Annotated in this window: 12 protein-coding genes; 7 read left to right on the forward strand and 5 right to left on the reverse strand. The window is 58.4% G+C overall.

Annotated features, from left to right (window positions below; translation table 11 throughout):
* Positions 1–134 precede the first annotated feature (134 nt).
* Positions 135–1,076 (forward strand): LysR substrate-binding domain-containing protein, encoded by a 942-nt coding sequence (locus tag KF947_RS07440; protein ID WP_133733733.1) that lies wholly within the window; start codon positions 135–137, stop codon positions 1,074–1,076.
* Here the strand turns inward: KF947_RS07440 and KF947_RS07445 are convergent.
* On the reverse strand, positions 1,073–2,818 hold the full coding sequence (locus tag KF947_RS07445; RefSeq protein ID WP_227405840.1) for an IlvD/Edd family dehydratase: 1,746 nt from the start codon (positions 2,816–2,818) through the stop codon (positions 1,073–1,075). The two genes, KF947_RS07440 and KF947_RS07445, sit on opposite strands and share 4 nt — an antisense overlap.
* Positions 2,819–3,055: 237 nt before the next feature.
* Between KF947_RS07445 and KF947_RS07450 the strand changes: the two genes are divergently transcribed.
* The 5 genes from KF947_RS07450 to KF947_RS07470 all read left to right on the forward strand — a co-directional run bounded on the left by KF947_RS07450 (position 3,056) and on the right by KF947_RS07470 (position 8,691).
* Positions 3,056–4,075 (forward strand): TRAP transporter substrate-binding protein, encoded by a 1,020-nt coding sequence (locus KF947_RS07450; RefSeq protein ID WP_133733252.1) that lies wholly within the window; start codon positions 3,056–3,058, stop codon positions 4,073–4,075.
* Between the two features lie 83 nt (positions 4,076–4,158).
* A complete protein-coding gene (locus KF947_RS07455; protein WP_133733253.1) occupies positions 4,159–4,764 on the forward strand; it encodes a TRAP transporter small permease subunit in 606 nt (201 codons plus the stop codon).
* Positions 4,764–6,065 carry a TRAP transporter large permease gene (locus KF947_RS07460; protein ID WP_133733254.1) on the forward strand — a complete coding sequence of 434 codons (1,302 nt, stop codon included), beginning with the start codon at positions 4,764–4,766 and terminating at the stop codon, positions 6,063–6,065. Before KF947_RS07455 ends, KF947_RS07460 begins: the two co-directional genes overlap by 1 nt.
* A 33-nt stretch (positions 6,066–6,098) precedes the next feature.
* Positions 6,099–7,085, forward strand: coding sequence for an AraD1 family protein (araD1, locus tag KF947_RS07465; RefSeq protein WP_227405841.1), 987 nt, complete (start codon positions 6,099–6,101; stop codon positions 7,083–7,085).
* 31 nt (positions 7,086–7,116) lie between these two features.
* Positions 7,117–8,691, forward strand: coding sequence for an aldehyde dehydrogenase (NADP(+)) (locus KF947_RS07470; protein ID WP_227405842.1), 1,575 nt, complete (start codon positions 7,117–7,119; stop codon positions 8,689–8,691).
* Positions 8,692–8,697: 6 nt separating this feature from the next.
* On the opposite strand, the gene KF947_RS07475 is transcribed toward KF947_RS07470, so the two are convergent.
* Genes KF947_RS07475 through KF947_RS07490 form a run of 4 tightly spaced genes read right to left on the reverse strand, consistent with a single transcriptional unit; the run spans position 8,698 to position 13,225 of the window.
* Entirely contained in the window at positions 8,698–9,624 is a 927-nt protein-coding gene (locus KF947_RS07475; protein WP_227405843.1) for a Gfo/Idh/MocA family protein, read from the reverse strand.
* A 35-nt stretch (positions 9,625–9,659) separates the two neighbouring features.
* Positions 9,660–10,430 carry a FadR/GntR family transcriptional regulator gene (locus KF947_RS07480; protein WP_227405844.1) on the reverse strand — a complete coding sequence of 257 codons (771 nt, stop codon included), beginning with the start codon at positions 10,428–10,430 and terminating at the stop codon, positions 9,660–9,662.
* Positions 10,431–10,461: 31 nt separating this feature from the next.
* Complete coding sequence (locus tag KF947_RS07485) at positions 10,462–11,406, reverse strand: DMT family transporter (protein WP_227405845.1); 945 nt, start codon at positions 11,404–11,406, stop codon at positions 10,462–10,464.
* Positions 11,407–11,422: 16 nt separating this feature from the next.
* Complete coding sequence (locus KF947_RS07490; RefSeq protein ID WP_227405846.1) at positions 11,423–13,225, reverse strand: IlvD/Edd family dehydratase; 1,803 nt, start codon at positions 13,223–13,225, stop codon at positions 11,423–11,425.
* A 324-nt stretch (positions 13,226–13,549) separates the two neighbouring features.
* On the opposite strand from KF947_RS07490, the gene KF947_RS07495 reads away from it, so the two are divergent.
* Positions 13,550–14,626: a TRAP transporter substrate-binding protein gene (locus KF947_RS07495; protein ID WP_227405847.1), complete on the forward strand. Its 1,077-nt coding sequence runs from the start codon at positions 13,550–13,552 to the stop codon at positions 14,624–14,626.
* Positions 14,627–14,884: the final 258 nt, after the last annotated feature.

A 14,884-nucleotide genomic window follows, 5' to 3' on the forward strand; every position in this document is an offset into this window, starting at 1 on the left:
GTGTCGTTATTAGAACGGCATCGATACCGTTGTTACAGCCCTTACAGTAGAGAACTCCGCCATAACCAACCAATATACAAACTCATCAACATTGATACACTTCTCAATATCAACAACAACTCAAGGCTTATCCTATGGGCGTTCTCGGCGATAACTGGTTTCTAGACGTGCGACTAAAGTTGCGGCATTTTCAACTTTTTTTGGCGCTGGAAGAGCAGCGCAACATGCATCGTGCAGCGAATCAGCTCAATATGAGCCAACCCGCCGCGTCAAAGCTATTGAGTGATCTGGAAGCCCACCTGGGAATTCGGCTTTTTGATCGCCACCCCCGCGGGCTAACGCCCAACTGGTACGGCGAAATTATGATTCGCCACGCGCACAGCATGCTTTCAGCGCTACGCCACACCGGTGAGGAACTGAATGCTCTCGGGGCGGGCAGTGCTGGCACGGTAGCCGTCGGCACGGTAATGGCCCCGGCGGTTACGCTGCTCACTAGCGCTATCGAGCGAGTGCACCGCGACCGGCCAGGGTTAAAAATCAGCGTTGATGTGGATGTAAGTAAAGTGCTGGTACCGCGCCTACTGGAGGGCGAGCTGGATTTCGCGATTACTCGTATACCCTCAGGCATCGATACCGAGCGCTTTATCTTCGAGGAAATTGGCGAGGAAGAACTCTGCTTTGTGTGCCGCCAAGGACATCCATTAGCCGATAAACAAACACTGAGCCTTGCTGATATGGCGGGCTTCCCTTGGTCACTGCAGCCCGCTGGCGCGTTGATGCGCCAGCGGGTAGATAGTCTATTTCTTCACCATAAGGTCGTGCCGCCCGGCCAGATCGTCGATACCGCGGATCTACTGTTATCGCTGGCGCTGGTGGATAAATCCGACACCATCACAGTAACTACCCGGGAAGCCGCCGACCTGCTGTGCCACCCGCAGCGCTTTCATCTATTGCCCTTCAGCGAGACGCTGAGCGTTCAGCCCTATGGGCTGGTGAGTTTGCGCCACCAACGCCTCTCACCTGGTGCCGCTGCGTTAATGAGTACCTTGCGAGAAGTGATTGCTCAGTCCAGTTAATGCGAATGACGCGGCACGTCGGACCCCCGGCAGCCGACCAGGAAGTCAAAGTCGCAGCCTTCATCCGCCTGGAGCACCCGCTCGATATACAGCTGGCGATAGCCGCCCTGGCTGGCGATCAGCGTCGAGGCGGCGGTGGGGTCGCTTTCGGCCAGACGCGAGGCCAGTTCTTCATCGCTGATCTCCAGATGCAGGCCGCCGCTGGAGCAGTCGAGTTCGATCCAGTCGCCGTTGCGTACCGCCGCTAGCGGGCCGCCGGCGGCGGCTTCGGGGGCTACGTGCAGCACTACGGTGCCGTAGGCGGTGCCGCTCATACGCGCATCGGAAATACGCACCATGTCGGTAATCCCCTGGGCGAGGATCTTGGGCGGCAGGCCCATGTTGCCTACCTCTGCCATGCCGTGATAACCGCGGGGGCCGCAGTGTTTCATGACCAGGATGTCGTTGGCTTCCACGTCCAAATCCGGGTCGTTGATGCGTGCTTTGTAATCGTCGAAGTCTTCAAATACCACTGCGCGACCGCGATGCTGCATCAGCTCGGCGGTCGCCGCCGAGGGCTTGAGCACCGCACCGTTGGGGGCCAGATTGCCGCGCACCACGCATATACCACCGTCTGCGGTGAGGGGGTTGTCCAGCGGACGAATGACTTCATCGTTGTACAGTGGGGCGTCCTGAACGTTCTCCCAAAGTGTTTTGCCGTTGACGGTGAGTGCGTCCTTGAAGGGCAGCCGGTCGGCTTCACCCAGGCGCCTGAGTACCGCCGGTAGGCCTCCAGCGTAGTAGAACTCTTCCATCAAAAAGCGCCCGGAGGGCTGCAGGTCGACCACCGTGGGGGTGCCGCGCCCGACGCGGCTCCAGTCGTCCAGGGTCAGGTCGACGCCGATACGCCCAGCAATGGCCTTGAGGTGAATCACCGCGTTGGTGGAGCCGCCAATCGCCGCGTTGGTGCGAATGGCGTTATCGAAGGCTTCCTTGGTGAGGATCTTGGACAGCCGCAGGTCTTCGTTGACCATCTCGACAATGCGGTTACCCGATAAATGAGCCAGCACGTAGCGGCGGGAGTCCACCGCGGGAATCGCCGCGTTGTGGGGCAGCGAGGTACCCAGGGATTCGGCCATACAGGCCATAGTGGAGGCGGTGCCCATGGTGTTGCAGGTGCCAGCGGAGCGGGACATGCCTGCCTCGGCGGCCATAAAGTCGTGCAGCGAAATCTCACCGGCTTTGACCTGCTCGGAGAGCTTCCACACCACGGTACCGGAGCCAATATCCTTGCCCTTGTGCTTGCCGTTGAGCATCGGCCCGCCAGTGACCACGATGGTGGGAATATCGCAGCTTGCCGCGCCCATCAGCAGCGCCGGGGTGGTTTTATCGCAGCCCACCAGCAGTACCACGCCATCCATGGGGTTGCCGCGAATGGCTTCTTCCACGTCCATGCTGGCCAGGTTGCGGGTGAACATGGCCGTGGGACGCAGGTTGGATTCGCCGTTGGAAAACACCGGAAACTCCACCGGATAGCCGCCCGCCTCCAGGATGCCCTGCTTCACGTGTTCCGCCAATTTGCGGAAGTGGGCGTTGCAGGGCGTCAGCTCCGACCAGGTGTTGCAGATACCGATGATCGGCTTGCCCTGGAACTCATGGTCGGGAATCCCCTGGTTTTTCATCCAACTACGGTACATAAAACCGTTCTTATCGGCCGTACCAAACCATTCAGCACTGCGCAGCGGACGTTGACGTTGGCCCATGGGGTTAACTCCTTGTTTTAGTTTGGTGACGGCTGACGACCTAAGCGTTGCGTCGAGAGCAGTTGTTGAATGCGCAAGACACTAAACTACCTCGCCAATCTAGTCGACCATACAAAAGTATATGTTGAACAATTGCTCTTAATGTTCAACATTACCCTTCCACACGGGTTATTGGCCCGTTGCATCACACCCTTAACCACCACGCTCTTCACAACAACAATCTTGAGGAATAGTGCCATGCTCAAATCGAAATACAGTTCAATACTCACCGGTTCCGTACTACTGCTAGGTCTCTCCGCGGCCCAGGCAGCTGAGTACGAATGGAAATTTCAAGCGTCAGAAACCTCGGGCGAACCCAGCTTTAAGATCAAGCAGGAGTGGGCTGAGAAAATCACGGCAATGACCGATGGTCGTGTCGAGATCGAGGTAATGCCGATTAATTCAGTGGTGGGCCCCACCGAAACGCTGACAGCCGTTAGTGCCGGCATCTTGCAAGGCCACATGACTGATCCCAGCTACTTCTCAGGCCAGGACCCCGCCTTCGGCATGCTCGGCAATCTTGTCGGCGCGTGGCAAAACCCCTATGACTTCCTTGAGTACATGAAGTACGGCGGCGGTGAAGAGCTCTACAACGAACTGGTCGAGCCATACGGTGCGCATTTGATCAGTGCGGCGACCTTCCCATTGGAGTCTGTGCCTTCCACGGTTCCCATCGAATCCATCGCTGATTTTGAAGGGCTAAAAATCCGTGCTCCCCAAGGTATGGTCTACAACATCTTCGAGCGCATTGGCGCCACGCCTGTCAACCTGCCGGGCTCTGAGGTGTATACCGGTCTGGAAAAAGGCGTGATTGATGCCGCGGACTCCACTGTGCTCTCGAACAACGACGCTATGGGTCTGCACGCTTTCGCCCCCTACCCGCTCTATCCTGGCTTCCACTCCATGCCCATGATCGCTGTGTCGATCAACAAAGACATCTGGGATGGCTTGCCCGAGGAGCTACAGACGACCCTAAATACCGCTTTTGATGGCATGGCCTACGACCTGATCGCCCGGCTCAAGGAGCAGGATATTGAGACCCTGCAACGGCTTCAGGATGACCCAGATGTTCACCCCTTCAACTTGCCTGAAGAAGAGCGTCAGAAATTCCGCATCGCGGCTGAGCAGGAGTGGCAAGAGTGGGCGGGTGAAAATGAAATGACCCAGAAGGTTTATGATTCCGCGACCGCCTTTTTGCGCTCACGCAATCTGCTTTAACGCTCTGCTCTCAACGTTGCTTCATTAACCTAACCAACGCATCGCTCGGGAAGCATCCCGAGCGATGCGCGTAGAGTCGCGCCATGTCTCAAAAAACACCTGACAATCAATACCGTTCCCCACCCACCCATGATCTTCCTGAGATCCTCGAAACGGTGGAGGAGATCGCACCTGAACGTAATGCGTTAGACCGCCTGGTGGCACGGGGTGGCCGCGCCGTTTCCTGGTTGGTGCTGGTAGCGATGGGCATCAGCGTCATCGAGGTATTCATGCGTTACGGGTTCAATAACCCCACCTCCTGGGTTCACGAAACCGTGGTATTTCTGATCGCCGTTATCTTTGTACTGGGTGGCCCTGCGGCCATGGCGCGCAATAGCCATATTCGCGTCAAGGTGCTGTACGACAGCGCCGGCCCCCGCTTGAAATGCTGGATGGATCGTTTCAACGATCTGCTCACCCTGATTTTTTGCCTGACAATGAGTTACGCCGCTTTTCATATGTTTTGGGGAGCGTCACATAACCCGCTTGGCGAATGGTCGCTGGAGCGCTCCGGCACCTCCTGGAATCCACCTTTTCCGGCCATGGTCAAGGGCATGATTCTGTTTGCCCTGACGTTGATGGCACTGCAGGCCACACTGCATCTTTGGCAATCGATTAAGGCGAAACCCCGCTCCGAGGAGGCGCGCTGATGGATATTTCAACCGCTACGATCCTCATGGTCGGGGCGATTTTTGCGCTGCTGGTCACTGGTCTACCGCTGGCGTTTATCACTGGTTTGGTGGCCATGGCCTTCACCTTCGGCTGGTTCGGCGAGGCGGCACTGCCGCTGGTCACCAGCCGGGTCTATGGGTTTATCACCGAGTATTCGCTGGTGGCGGTGCCCATGTTCGTATTGATGGCATCACTGCTGGATCGCTCCGGCATCGCCAAAGACCTGTTCAACGCCATGCGCGTCTTCGCCGGTCGCCTGCCAGGTGGCGTGGCGGTGCAGACCATCGTCGTGGCGTTCTTCCTGGCCGCCCTTTCGGGCATCATCGGTGGTGAAATCGTGCTGCTGGGGATTCTGGCGCTGCCGCAAATGCTGCGCCTGGGCTATGACAAGCACCTGTCCATCGGGGTGGTGTGTGCCGGTGGCGCCTTGGGCACCATGATGCCGCCCTCCATCGTGCTGATTATCTACGGCCTGATCGCCAGCGTATCGATTGCAGACCTGTTTGCTGCGGCCGTAACCCCAGCAGTCATTCTAATGGGCTCCTACATTGCCTATGTACTGGTGCGCTGCCTGAGGAATCCCGCGCTAGGCCCTCCGTTGGATAAAGACACTGAGGATAACCCTTTCGCCAGTAAGCTGGAGGCAGTGAAAGCCATTCTGCTGCCCGGCCTGATTGCCTTTTTAGTACTGGGCACTATCTACGGTGGTATCGCCTCGGTCACCGAAGCAGCCGCCATGGGTGTCTTCGGCGTACTGCTGGCGACCATTGTGCGCGGCGAGTTTTCTCCCGGCATGCTGCACCATAGTCTGGGTCAGACCATGAACACCTGCGGCATGATCATTTGGATCGGCATAGGTGCCGCCGCCCTGGTGGGCGTCTATAACTTGATGGGCGGCAATCGCTTTGTTTCGAGCCTGATTCTCGGGCTCGACGTCGCGCCGATTGTGATCATACTTGTGATGATGGCGATCATGCTGGTGCTCGGGCTGTTCCTCGACTGGATCGGGATCGCCATGCTGGCCCTGCCCATCTTTCTGCCTATCGTTATCCAGCTCGGTTTCGACCCGATCTGGTTCGGCATTCTCTTCGCCGTGAATATGCAGGTATCGTTCCTGTCGCCGCCCTTCGGGCCGGCCGCCTTCTACCTTAAAAGCGTAGCACCGCCGGATATCAGCCTGAAGGATATCTATTTGTCCGTACTGCCCTTTATGGCCATTCAGCTGTGCATACTCGCGGCGCTATTGATGTGGCCGCAACTGGCCATTTGGCCGCTCTGATAACGACAAAACTGGCTTCATGAGGAGACCACCATGCGACTGATTCAGTGTGACCACCAGGGCCAGGTTCGCGCCGCTCTGGTCGAGAGTGAAGAGCAGGTAAGACTGCTCGACTGTGATACCTACACCCTGGCCAACCGGGCCATTAGCGCCGGTAAGCCGCTTAGCGACATGCTGACGGAAGCGCTGACCGACACGCGCCTGGATTATCAAGCGCTGGTCGATGCCAAGCAGCTGTTGCCTCCATTAACGCATACTGACCCGGCCCACTGCCTGGTCACCGGCACCGGCCTTACCCACCTGGGCAGTGCCGACACGCGCTCGGCGATGCATGCTAAAGCCCAAGCTGCTGAAGAAGACATGACCGACTCCATGCGCATGTTCAAGCTCGGCGTAGAGGGCGGCAAACCCGACGCAGGCCAGCTTGGTGCCCAGCCTGAGTGGTTCTATAAGGGAGACGGCCAGTGCGTGGTGGCGCCAGAAGCAGAGATTCCATCCCCCGCCTTCGCCGAAGATGCAGGCGAGGAGCCTGAGCTAGCGGGCCTCTATGTGATTGGTGATGACGGCCAGCCCTGGCGGGTCGGCTACGCCATCGGCAACGAGTTTTCTGACCACGTGACCGAGCGCTTCAACTACCTGTGGCTAGCCCATTCCAAGCTACGCGCCTGCAGCTTTGGTCCCGAGCTTTTGATCGGCGAACTGCCAGAAAATCTCGAAGGCACCAGCCGAATCCAGCGTAGTGGCGAAACACTGTGGGAAAAACCCTTTTTGACCGGTGAGGCCAATATGGCTCACAGTCTGGCCAATCTGGAGTATCACCATTTTAAATACCCGGGCTTCCGACGCCCCGGCGATGTGCATGTACACTTTTTCGGCACCGCGACGCTGAGCTTCGCCGACGGCATTAAGGTGCGCGAAGGCGATCGTTTTGAGATCAAAATCAATGAATTTGGCCGCGCACTGCGCAACCCGCTACGGTTGGAAACAGACGCTCGGGCCATCAGCGTAAAATCGCTTTAACACCCGCATTTTTACACCAGCAGGAGGTTGCATGACTCTGGAAGGCAAACTACTTATTGGCCAGCAGGCCATCAGCGGCCAACAGGCTGACATTCAAGCGGTGAATCCCGCCACCGGCGAGACCCTCGCGCCCGCTTACCCCGGCGGCAGCAAAGCGGAAGTCGAGCAAGCGTGCGAACTCGCCGAAGCGGCGTACGCCACTTACCGCGAAACCTCGCTTGAAGAGCGGGCCGTTTTCCTCGAAACCATTGCCAGCGAGATCGAGGCCATCGGCGAAGAGCTAACCGAGCGTGGCGTCGCCGAAACCGGCCTCCCCGAAGCCCGTCTGCAGGGCGAACGTGGCCGCACCTGCGGTCAGCTACGCTTGTTCGCCAACGTGGTGCGGGCTGGCGAGTGGCTCGATGTGCGCATCGATCCCGCCCTGCCGGATCGTGAGCCGCTGCCGCGTGCCGACCTGCGCCAGCGCCATATCGCGCTGGGCCCGGTGGCGGTATTTGGCGCCAGCAACTTCCCGCTCGCCTTTAGTGTGGCCGGTGGCGATACTGCCTCAGCACTGGCGGCTGGCTGCCCGGTTGTGGTCAAGGGCCACTCTGCCCATCCCGGAACGTCTGAGCTGGTGGGTCGTGCCATTCAACGCGCCGTTGCCAAGTGCAACCTGCCTGAAGGCGTTTTCTCACTACTGTTTGGCTCAGGCCGCGACATCGGCCAGGCACTGGTCGCTGACCCGCGCATCCAGGCGGTGGGCTTCACCGGTTCACGCAATGGCGGCACGGCACTCATGGCCACTGCCCAGGCGCGGCCACAGCCAATCCCCGTTTACGCCGAGATGAGCTCGATCAATCCGGTCTTTCTGCTGCCGGAAGCCCTCAAGGCACGCGGTAAAGCGATTGCCGAAGGGTTTGTCGGCTCACTTAACATGGGCGCCGGGCAGTTCTGCACCAACCCTGGGTTGGTGATTGCGATTCAGGGCCCGGAGCTGGATGCCTTCGTTGAAGCGGCCGGTGAAGCGGTCAAGGCCAGCGCTGCGCAAACCATGCTGACGCCGGGCATTCACGACGCTTACCAACAGGGTGTTGATCGGCTCGCCAACCACGCCAAGGTCACCGAGATCGCACGTGGTCAAGCGGGTGAAACAGCGAACCCTTGCCAGGCGGGACTGTTCGTTACCCAGGCCGAGGCATTCCTCAACGACCCCGCCCTTCAAGAAGAGGTGTTTGGTTCAACTTCGTTGGTGATCGCCTGTGCGGACGCCCAGGAAGTGGCGCGTGTGGCTGCTCAGTTGGAAGGCCAGCTCACCATTACGCTACAGATGGATGACGGTGACTTGGCGACAGCCAAGCAACTACTGCCGACGCTGGAGCGCAAGGCGGGCCGTATTCTAGCCAACGGCTGGCCGACGGGTGTAGAAGTGTGCCACGCCATGGTACATGGCGGCCCCTTCCCAGCAACCTCGGATTCACGCACGACCTCAGTAGGTAGCGCGGCCATTTTCCGCTTCCTGCGCCCGGTATGCTACCAAGCGCTGCCGGAAGGATTACTGCCCGAAGCGATCCGTGACGGTAACCCTTGTGGAGTATCACGCTTGGTCGATGGCAAGCGTGAATAACTGGCGTTACTCGATAAAGGCGTCGGTGGTTTCACGATGACCGTATAGAAACGCATCGGCGACCTGGCGCAGCGGGGCAACATCCACCTCGCTGCGCTTGTTTGCGATCAGCTCGGCAAAGCGCGCATATAAACCTTGATACTCGCGCTCCTCCTCTTCAATGATCAGTTCATCGTCGATGACCAATCGACAGCCACCCTGGGTGAGACTCAAGCGGCTGCCATCGCTATCGATATGCATATCCCAGGTCGGCGGGCCACTTTGCAGGAAGTCGAAATCGGCCTCGATCGCCGCCCCTTCTGGGTCGGTAAAGGATAACTTTGCCGCAATTGGGGTTTGCGCATTGCTCGGCACCAGCAGCCGCGCCTGTTGCAGAAAGAACGGTTGGGGCAGGATTTCAGTCGCAATTGACAGCGCATTGATACCGGGATCAAAAACTCCCATGCCACCGGGCTGCCAGATCCACGCCTGGCCTGGATGCCATACCCGCACATCCTCCTTCCACTCGATCTCTACCCGCTGTACCTGCCGTTCGGCAAGCCACTGCTGGGCTTGGGCCACGCCGGGGGCAAACCGCGAGTGCCAGGCTGCAAATAGGCTAACGCCCTGTTCTTTGGCACAGGCAATCAAGTCCTCCACTTCGCTTAACGTTGCCCCCGGTGGTTTCTCAAGCAGCACGTGCTTGCCTCGCATCAGCGCCGCCCGCGCCTGAGAATAGCGCAGATGTGTCGGCGTGCAGATTGAGACAGCGGTGATTTCAGGGTGGGCGTCTAGCATCGATTCCAGGTCTTGATAGCCGGGTAGATCCGGCAGCGAGGCGTAGGGATCCGCCGTGGCGACAAGATGGCAGTTTGGGGTGGCGGCTATGGCCGGGAGGTGTTGGTCGCGGACGATTTTGCCCACGCCCACTAAGCCGAGGTTGAAGTCAGACATACGCTTGCCTTTGTTATTTACCATTGAAAATGGGGTCAGGAAGAGGTGTGGGGCAGCTCAACGCTGAGCCCCAATGAACTGACGCTGTGCTCAAGCCCCAACGCGGCGGCGGTGCCCGCCAAAACCGCTTGGGACGCTAAAAACGCCTCCCGAGGGCGGCGTAGCCGAATGCTCTCCATCAGCTGGCGGTGGCGCTCAAGGCTCTCTTCAGGATCCGGGGCGTTCTCATTGGACATGGAGATCAGCATATAGATGGAGGGCCGCAGGATATGCGATAGCTGCGCCCAGACGATATTGTGGGTCGCCTTAAAGATAGCTTCGTGAAAGGCGACATCGCACTCGCTGTGCAGCCGTCGCTCCTCTTCGCAGGTGGCATTGCGCAGATTCTGCCCCAGCCCTTCGAACGCCTCTTCGATAGCAACCAAATCCCGCGCCTTGGCGCGCTTGGCGGCGGTCATCGCCACATAGGGTTCAACGTCAAGGCGGAAGGCGAGGATTTCACGCTGAATGTCTGGGTTGGGCGCTGCGTAGCGGGTTAACCAGTCGGTCACCTGGGCGTCGAGAATATGCCACTCGGAGTACTCACGCACCCTGGATCCGTGGCCGGAGATACGCTCGATAATACCGGCATCGACCAGTTGGCGCAGATCACTGCGCACCGCTGAGCGGTTAATGGCGAATCGCTCGCATAGATCCATTTCCCGAGGCACGAGATCACCGGGGTGGTAGCGCCCACCGAAGATCTCCTCGGCAAGATGTTCGGCGATACTGGGGCGAGCGGCTGGCTTGCTGGGAGATGACGTCACTGCGATAAGACCCTATTTCGATTCCTGTCAATCATAACGTACTTGACCGGTCTACTGTTACCGATGGCGAAGGTTCGAGTCCGGCGCGCATCCTTAGCTCTAAGCGCCGCTCATAGAGACCCTTGGCACCCAAAGTACCCAACACCAGCACGCCGCCTACCATGGCCATCGGCGCGGGCTGCTCCGCCAGGATCCACCAGGCCAAAAGCGTGCCCAGCACCACTTCCAGCAGTATCAGTAGGCCCACCTCAGCGGAGGGCAGGTAGAGTGGTCCGCGCTGCAGCAGCGTCACGCCGCAGGGCACAATAATCAGGCAGAGCAGGATCACCACAGCCAGCTGGTTAACAGCGGGCAGTGCGGGTTCGCTCCCCGCCAGCCAAAACAGCCCAGCAGTGCTGCCAACAATCAGGCCGTTAAACACCAGCATCGGGCTCATATCCACGCCCGGACGCGTACGGCAGAGGGTAAAGTTAATCGCCAGGGTTGTTGCCGCCATCAAGGCGAACGCATTGCCGATCCAGGAACCGGCCCCTGCATCATCGAGAGCAATCATGGCGACACCCGCCATACACAGCAATATCGCCAGCCAGGTACGCCTGGACAGGCGCTCTTTGAGGATGATCCAGGAGAGCACGGCCGCGATTAACGGCGAACTGGCAAGGATCATCAACACGTTGCCCGCCTTGGTGTACTGGTTGCCCAGCACAAAGCCACAGGTGGTCAGGCTGAACAGCAGCGCGACGGCGATGCCCGTCCAGCCGCAGCGCCGATAGGCCGCCAGGATGCCGCGCCCATAGCGCAGCAGGGCAATCAGCAAAAATCCCAGCCCAGAGAGAAAGCCGCGCCACATCAAAATTTCTGCATCTGGCAGGTCGGCTACCTTAATCAGCAAGGCATCCGGCGCCATGATCATCGCGCCACCACCGGTCAGTAGCAGGCCCTGCTGGCGGTGCGACAAGGTACTCCAACGACTCATCTAAGTGCTCGCCTCTTTAATGATTATCCCTGGGCGGATGCTGGCGGGCCACATCGCGATATTTGGTGGCGGGTTCTAGCGTCATACCGCGATCCAACGGTTCGACCATGCTGCGCTGAATCTCCTGCCAGGGAGTCTGGTGACCTGGGTAGCGGTACCCGCCCAGCTGGGCTAAACGCTCGCGGCGCGCTTCCAACTCACTATCCTCGATCAGTAGCTGTACCTCGCCACGCTTAAGATCGACCCGCAGCCGATCGCCGCTCTCCAGTAGCGCCAGGCCACCGCCGGTGGCTGCTTCTGGAGAGGCGTTGAGAATCGACGGCGAGCCGGAAGTGCCCGACTGGCGGCCATCGCCCAGGCACGGTAGCGATTCGATGCCCTGTTTGATCAGCGCCTCCGGTGGCTGCATATTGACCACTTCCGCACCGCCAGGGTGGCCTACGGGGCCTGCTCCGCGCATTACCAGAATGGTGCGTGAATCAATGTTCAGCGCCGGGTCGTCGATACGGGCGTGGTAATCCTCGGAGCCATCGAAGACCACCACCTTGCCTTCAAAGGCTTCAGGGTCGTTGGGGTCATTGAGGAAGCGCTCGCGGAAATCCCGCGAGATCACGCTGGTTTTCATCAACGCCGAGTCGAACAGGTTGCCCTTGAGATTGAGGAAGCCTGCGTGGCTCACCAATGGGTCGTTATAGCGACAAATCACATCGGGGTCTTGAGTTTCGCGGCCCTGCAGATTATCGCCTATGGAGCGGCCATTGACCGTCAGCGCATCGCCGTGCAGTTTACCCGCCGTTTGTAACTCGTGGAGAATCGCAGGCACTCCCCCGGCGCGGTAGAACTCTTCGCACAGGAAGGCACCGGCAGGCATCACGTTGGCCAGCAGCGGGATTTCATGGCCCAGGCGCTGCCAGTCGTCGTTATCCAGTTCAATACCCGCATGGCGAGCAATTGCATTGATGTGCACCGGCGCGTTTGAAGAACCACCCAAGGCCGAGCAGGCCACAATGGCGTTCTCAAACGCTTCGCGGGTCAGAATATCCAGCGGGCGCAGGTCTTCCCAGACCATATCGACAATCCGCGTGCCGGTATCAAAAGCCACCATCGCGCGCTCTTTATAGGGTGCGGGTATCACCGCCGAGCCGGGTAAGCTCATGCCCAGCACTTCGGCCATGGAGTTCATGGTGGACGCCGTGCCCATGGTATTGCAGTGGCCGATCGATGGCGCCGAATCGCTGGCGCGGGAGAGAAACTCGGCGTAGTCGATATCCCCCGCCGCCAGGCGCTTGCGTAGCTCCCAGATGATGGTGCCCGAGCCCACCCGCTCAGCGCCGCGCCAGCCGTTGAGCATCGGCCCGCCGGACAGCACGATGGCGGGGATATTCACCGTTGCAGCGGCCATCAACGCCGCCGGGGTGGTCTTGTCGCAGCCAGTGGTCAGTACCACACCATCCAACGGATAGCCGTGCAGCACTTCAACGATGCCTAGATACGCGAGATTACGATCCAGCGCGGCGGTGGGGCGCCGCACGTTCTCATGGATGGGATGCATGGGGAATTCAAACGGCACACCGCCCGCCGCGCGAATGCCGTCTTTCACCCGTTTGACCAGGTCGATGTGGTGGCGGTTGCACGGGGTTAAATCAGAGCCCGACTGGCAAATACCGATAATCGGCTTGCCGCTGGTCAGCTCGTCCAGGGTAATGCCGTAATTAAGGTAGCGCTCGATGCACAGCGCCGTGGTTCCAGGGTGATCAGGGTTATCGAACCAGTAACGTGAACGTAACTGCTCAGGCGTTATTCGCTGAAAATTGGCCATGGTTCCGCTCCACGCCTAAAGTAAATATAAAAGTCAGTCGGCGCGTAGACACTGAAACTGCCCCACCGACATTATCGATTAAGTAAGCTCCCTAAAGTGTAGGGGAGAGTTGGCATGACGGTACGCTTTCTTCCCTGCGACGTCGATACATACAAAAGTATATGTTGAACATATATTGAAAACATTAGACATTCACCTAAGGGTTGCGGCGCTCACACCTCTAGAAGCGAGCGCCGTTTACACAACAACAATTAACCACGCTGCAGTCCGCTTGGAAGACACCCTTAGCGAAGCGGTCTGTAGCTCGCCAGGAGAGTGACGACTATGCACCACCTTTGGAAACGTACTCTATTAATAACCGGCGCTACGCTGCTCAGTTCAGGTATCGCCAATGCGCAAACCCCTGATCTATCTGACCCGCCAGCGATTGATGGCGATATAGTGGGTGACCACGGCAGCGTCACCCTGCGTATGGGGCTAGGCTTAGCGGAAAGTTCGCCCCAGTACATCTCCAGCCAGTACTTCGCGGATATTCTTAACCAGCGCAGCGAAGGCCGCATCAGCGTTAATATCTTCCCTAACAGCCAGCTTGGCGACGATGTGCAGATGATGGAAATGCTGCAGACCGGCACGCTGGATATGACTTATCCCTCTTCTTCACCCGCTACCGGCTACGTTGAGGAGCTGGCAGTTTTCGACCTTCCCTTCTTGCTACCTACCCGGGAAGCGGCTATTGAGGCCATGCGTAGCGATGCTGCTCAGGAAATGCTAGACGCCTTCGATGGTAGCGGCATCAAAGCCTTAGCATTTTCTGAGAATGGCTTTCGTCAGCTCTCCAATAGCGCGCGGGAAGTCTCCTCTCCAGAGGATGTGGCGGGCCTAGACGTTCGCGGTCTATCAATTCGCACCATGGAAAACCCGGTGCACTTAGCTATTTGGGAAGCACTGGGCGCCAACCCGACCCCGATGGCATTTGGTGAGCTCTTCTCCGCCATGGAACAAGGCGTGGTCGATGGCCAGGAGAACCCTTGGAGCACCATTCTGACCTCCAATTTCTATGAGGTGCAGGACTACGGCTCCGAAACCCGCCATGTTTACACTCCCTTCATCAAGATGATCTCTCAGCGTACCTGGGATCGCCTCGACCCTGAGTATCAGGAGCTTGTTCAGGAAGCGGCGCTGCAGGCTGCCGATTATGAAATCCAGCTTTCCAGCGAGTACGACGACTGGGCTCGGGATCAACTTGAAGAGCGTGGTATGCAAATCACCCGCCTTGATGACGAGCAAATTGCCGCCTTCCAGGAAGCCGTAGAGCCGGTTTACGAAGAGTGGGCCCCGCGTATTGGTGAAGATCTAGTGGCTGAGTTTCAGCGCATTGCTGAGTCGTCTATGACGGACTGATCACTTCAATGCTGGAACCTCTCCCGTTATCAAGCATTTAAAATAAACTCATTCATGAGTATTTAAAGGGACGGCTTCGGCCGTCCCTTTTGCGTTTCATGATGACTTGCAGAATATTGGCAACTGCCATCATCTAGGCCATACTTAGACAAACATCATCCTAGCATCCTGTCATACCATATGACTTTCGTCATAAAGGTAATTACCGCCACTGACGCAGTGGCTAATGCAATAGACCATCAAGGGGCGCTAATAGGA

This window comes from Halomonas sp. FeN2 (genome assembly GCF_020595105.1).
Lineage (GTDB): Bacteria > Pseudomonadota > Gammaproteobacteria > Pseudomonadales > Halomonadaceae > Vreelandella > Vreelandella neptunia.

Excerpts from the sequence above, each read along its gene's own strand:
- KF947_RS07440 (WP_133733733.1), top strand. The coding sequence starts at position 135 with ATGGGCGTTCTCGGCGATAACTGGTTTCTAGACGTGCGACTAAAGTTG.
- KF947_RS07445 (WP_227405840.1), bottom strand. The coding sequence starts at position 2,818 with ATGGGCCAACGTCAACGTCCGCTGCGCAGTGCTGAATGGTTTGGTACG.
- KF947_RS07450 (WP_133733252.1), top strand. The coding sequence starts at position 3,056 with ATGCTCAAATCGAAATACAGTTCAATACTCACCGGTTCCGTACTACTG.
- KF947_RS07455 (WP_133733253.1), top strand. The coding sequence starts at position 4,159 with ATGTCTCAAAAAACACCTGACAATCAATACCGTTCCCCACCCACCCAT.
- KF947_RS07460 (WP_133733254.1), top strand. The coding sequence starts at position 4,764 with ATGGATATTTCAACCGCTACGATCCTCATGGTCGGGGCGATTTTTGCG.
- araD1 (WP_227405841.1), top strand. The coding sequence starts at position 6,099 with ATGCGACTGATTCAGTGTGACCACCAGGGCCAGGTTCGCGCCGCTCTG.
- KF947_RS07470 (WP_227405842.1), top strand. The coding sequence starts at position 7,117 with ATGACTCTGGAAGGCAAACTACTTATTGGCCAGCAGGCCATCAGCGGC.
- KF947_RS07475 (WP_227405843.1), bottom strand. The coding sequence starts at position 9,624 with ATGTCTGACTTCAACCTCGGCTTAGTGGGCGTGGGCAAAATCGTCCGC.
- KF947_RS07485 (WP_227405845.1), bottom strand. The coding sequence starts at position 11,406 with ATGAGTCGTTGGAGTACCTTGTCGCACCGCCAGCAGGGCCTGCTACTG.
- KF947_RS07490 (WP_227405846.1), bottom strand. The coding sequence starts at position 13,225 with ATGGCCAATTTTCAGCGAATAACGCCTGAGCAGTTACGTTCACGTTAC.
- KF947_RS07495 (WP_227405847.1), top strand. The coding sequence starts at position 13,550 with ATGCACCACCTTTGGAAACGTACTCTATTAATAACCGGCGCTACGCTG.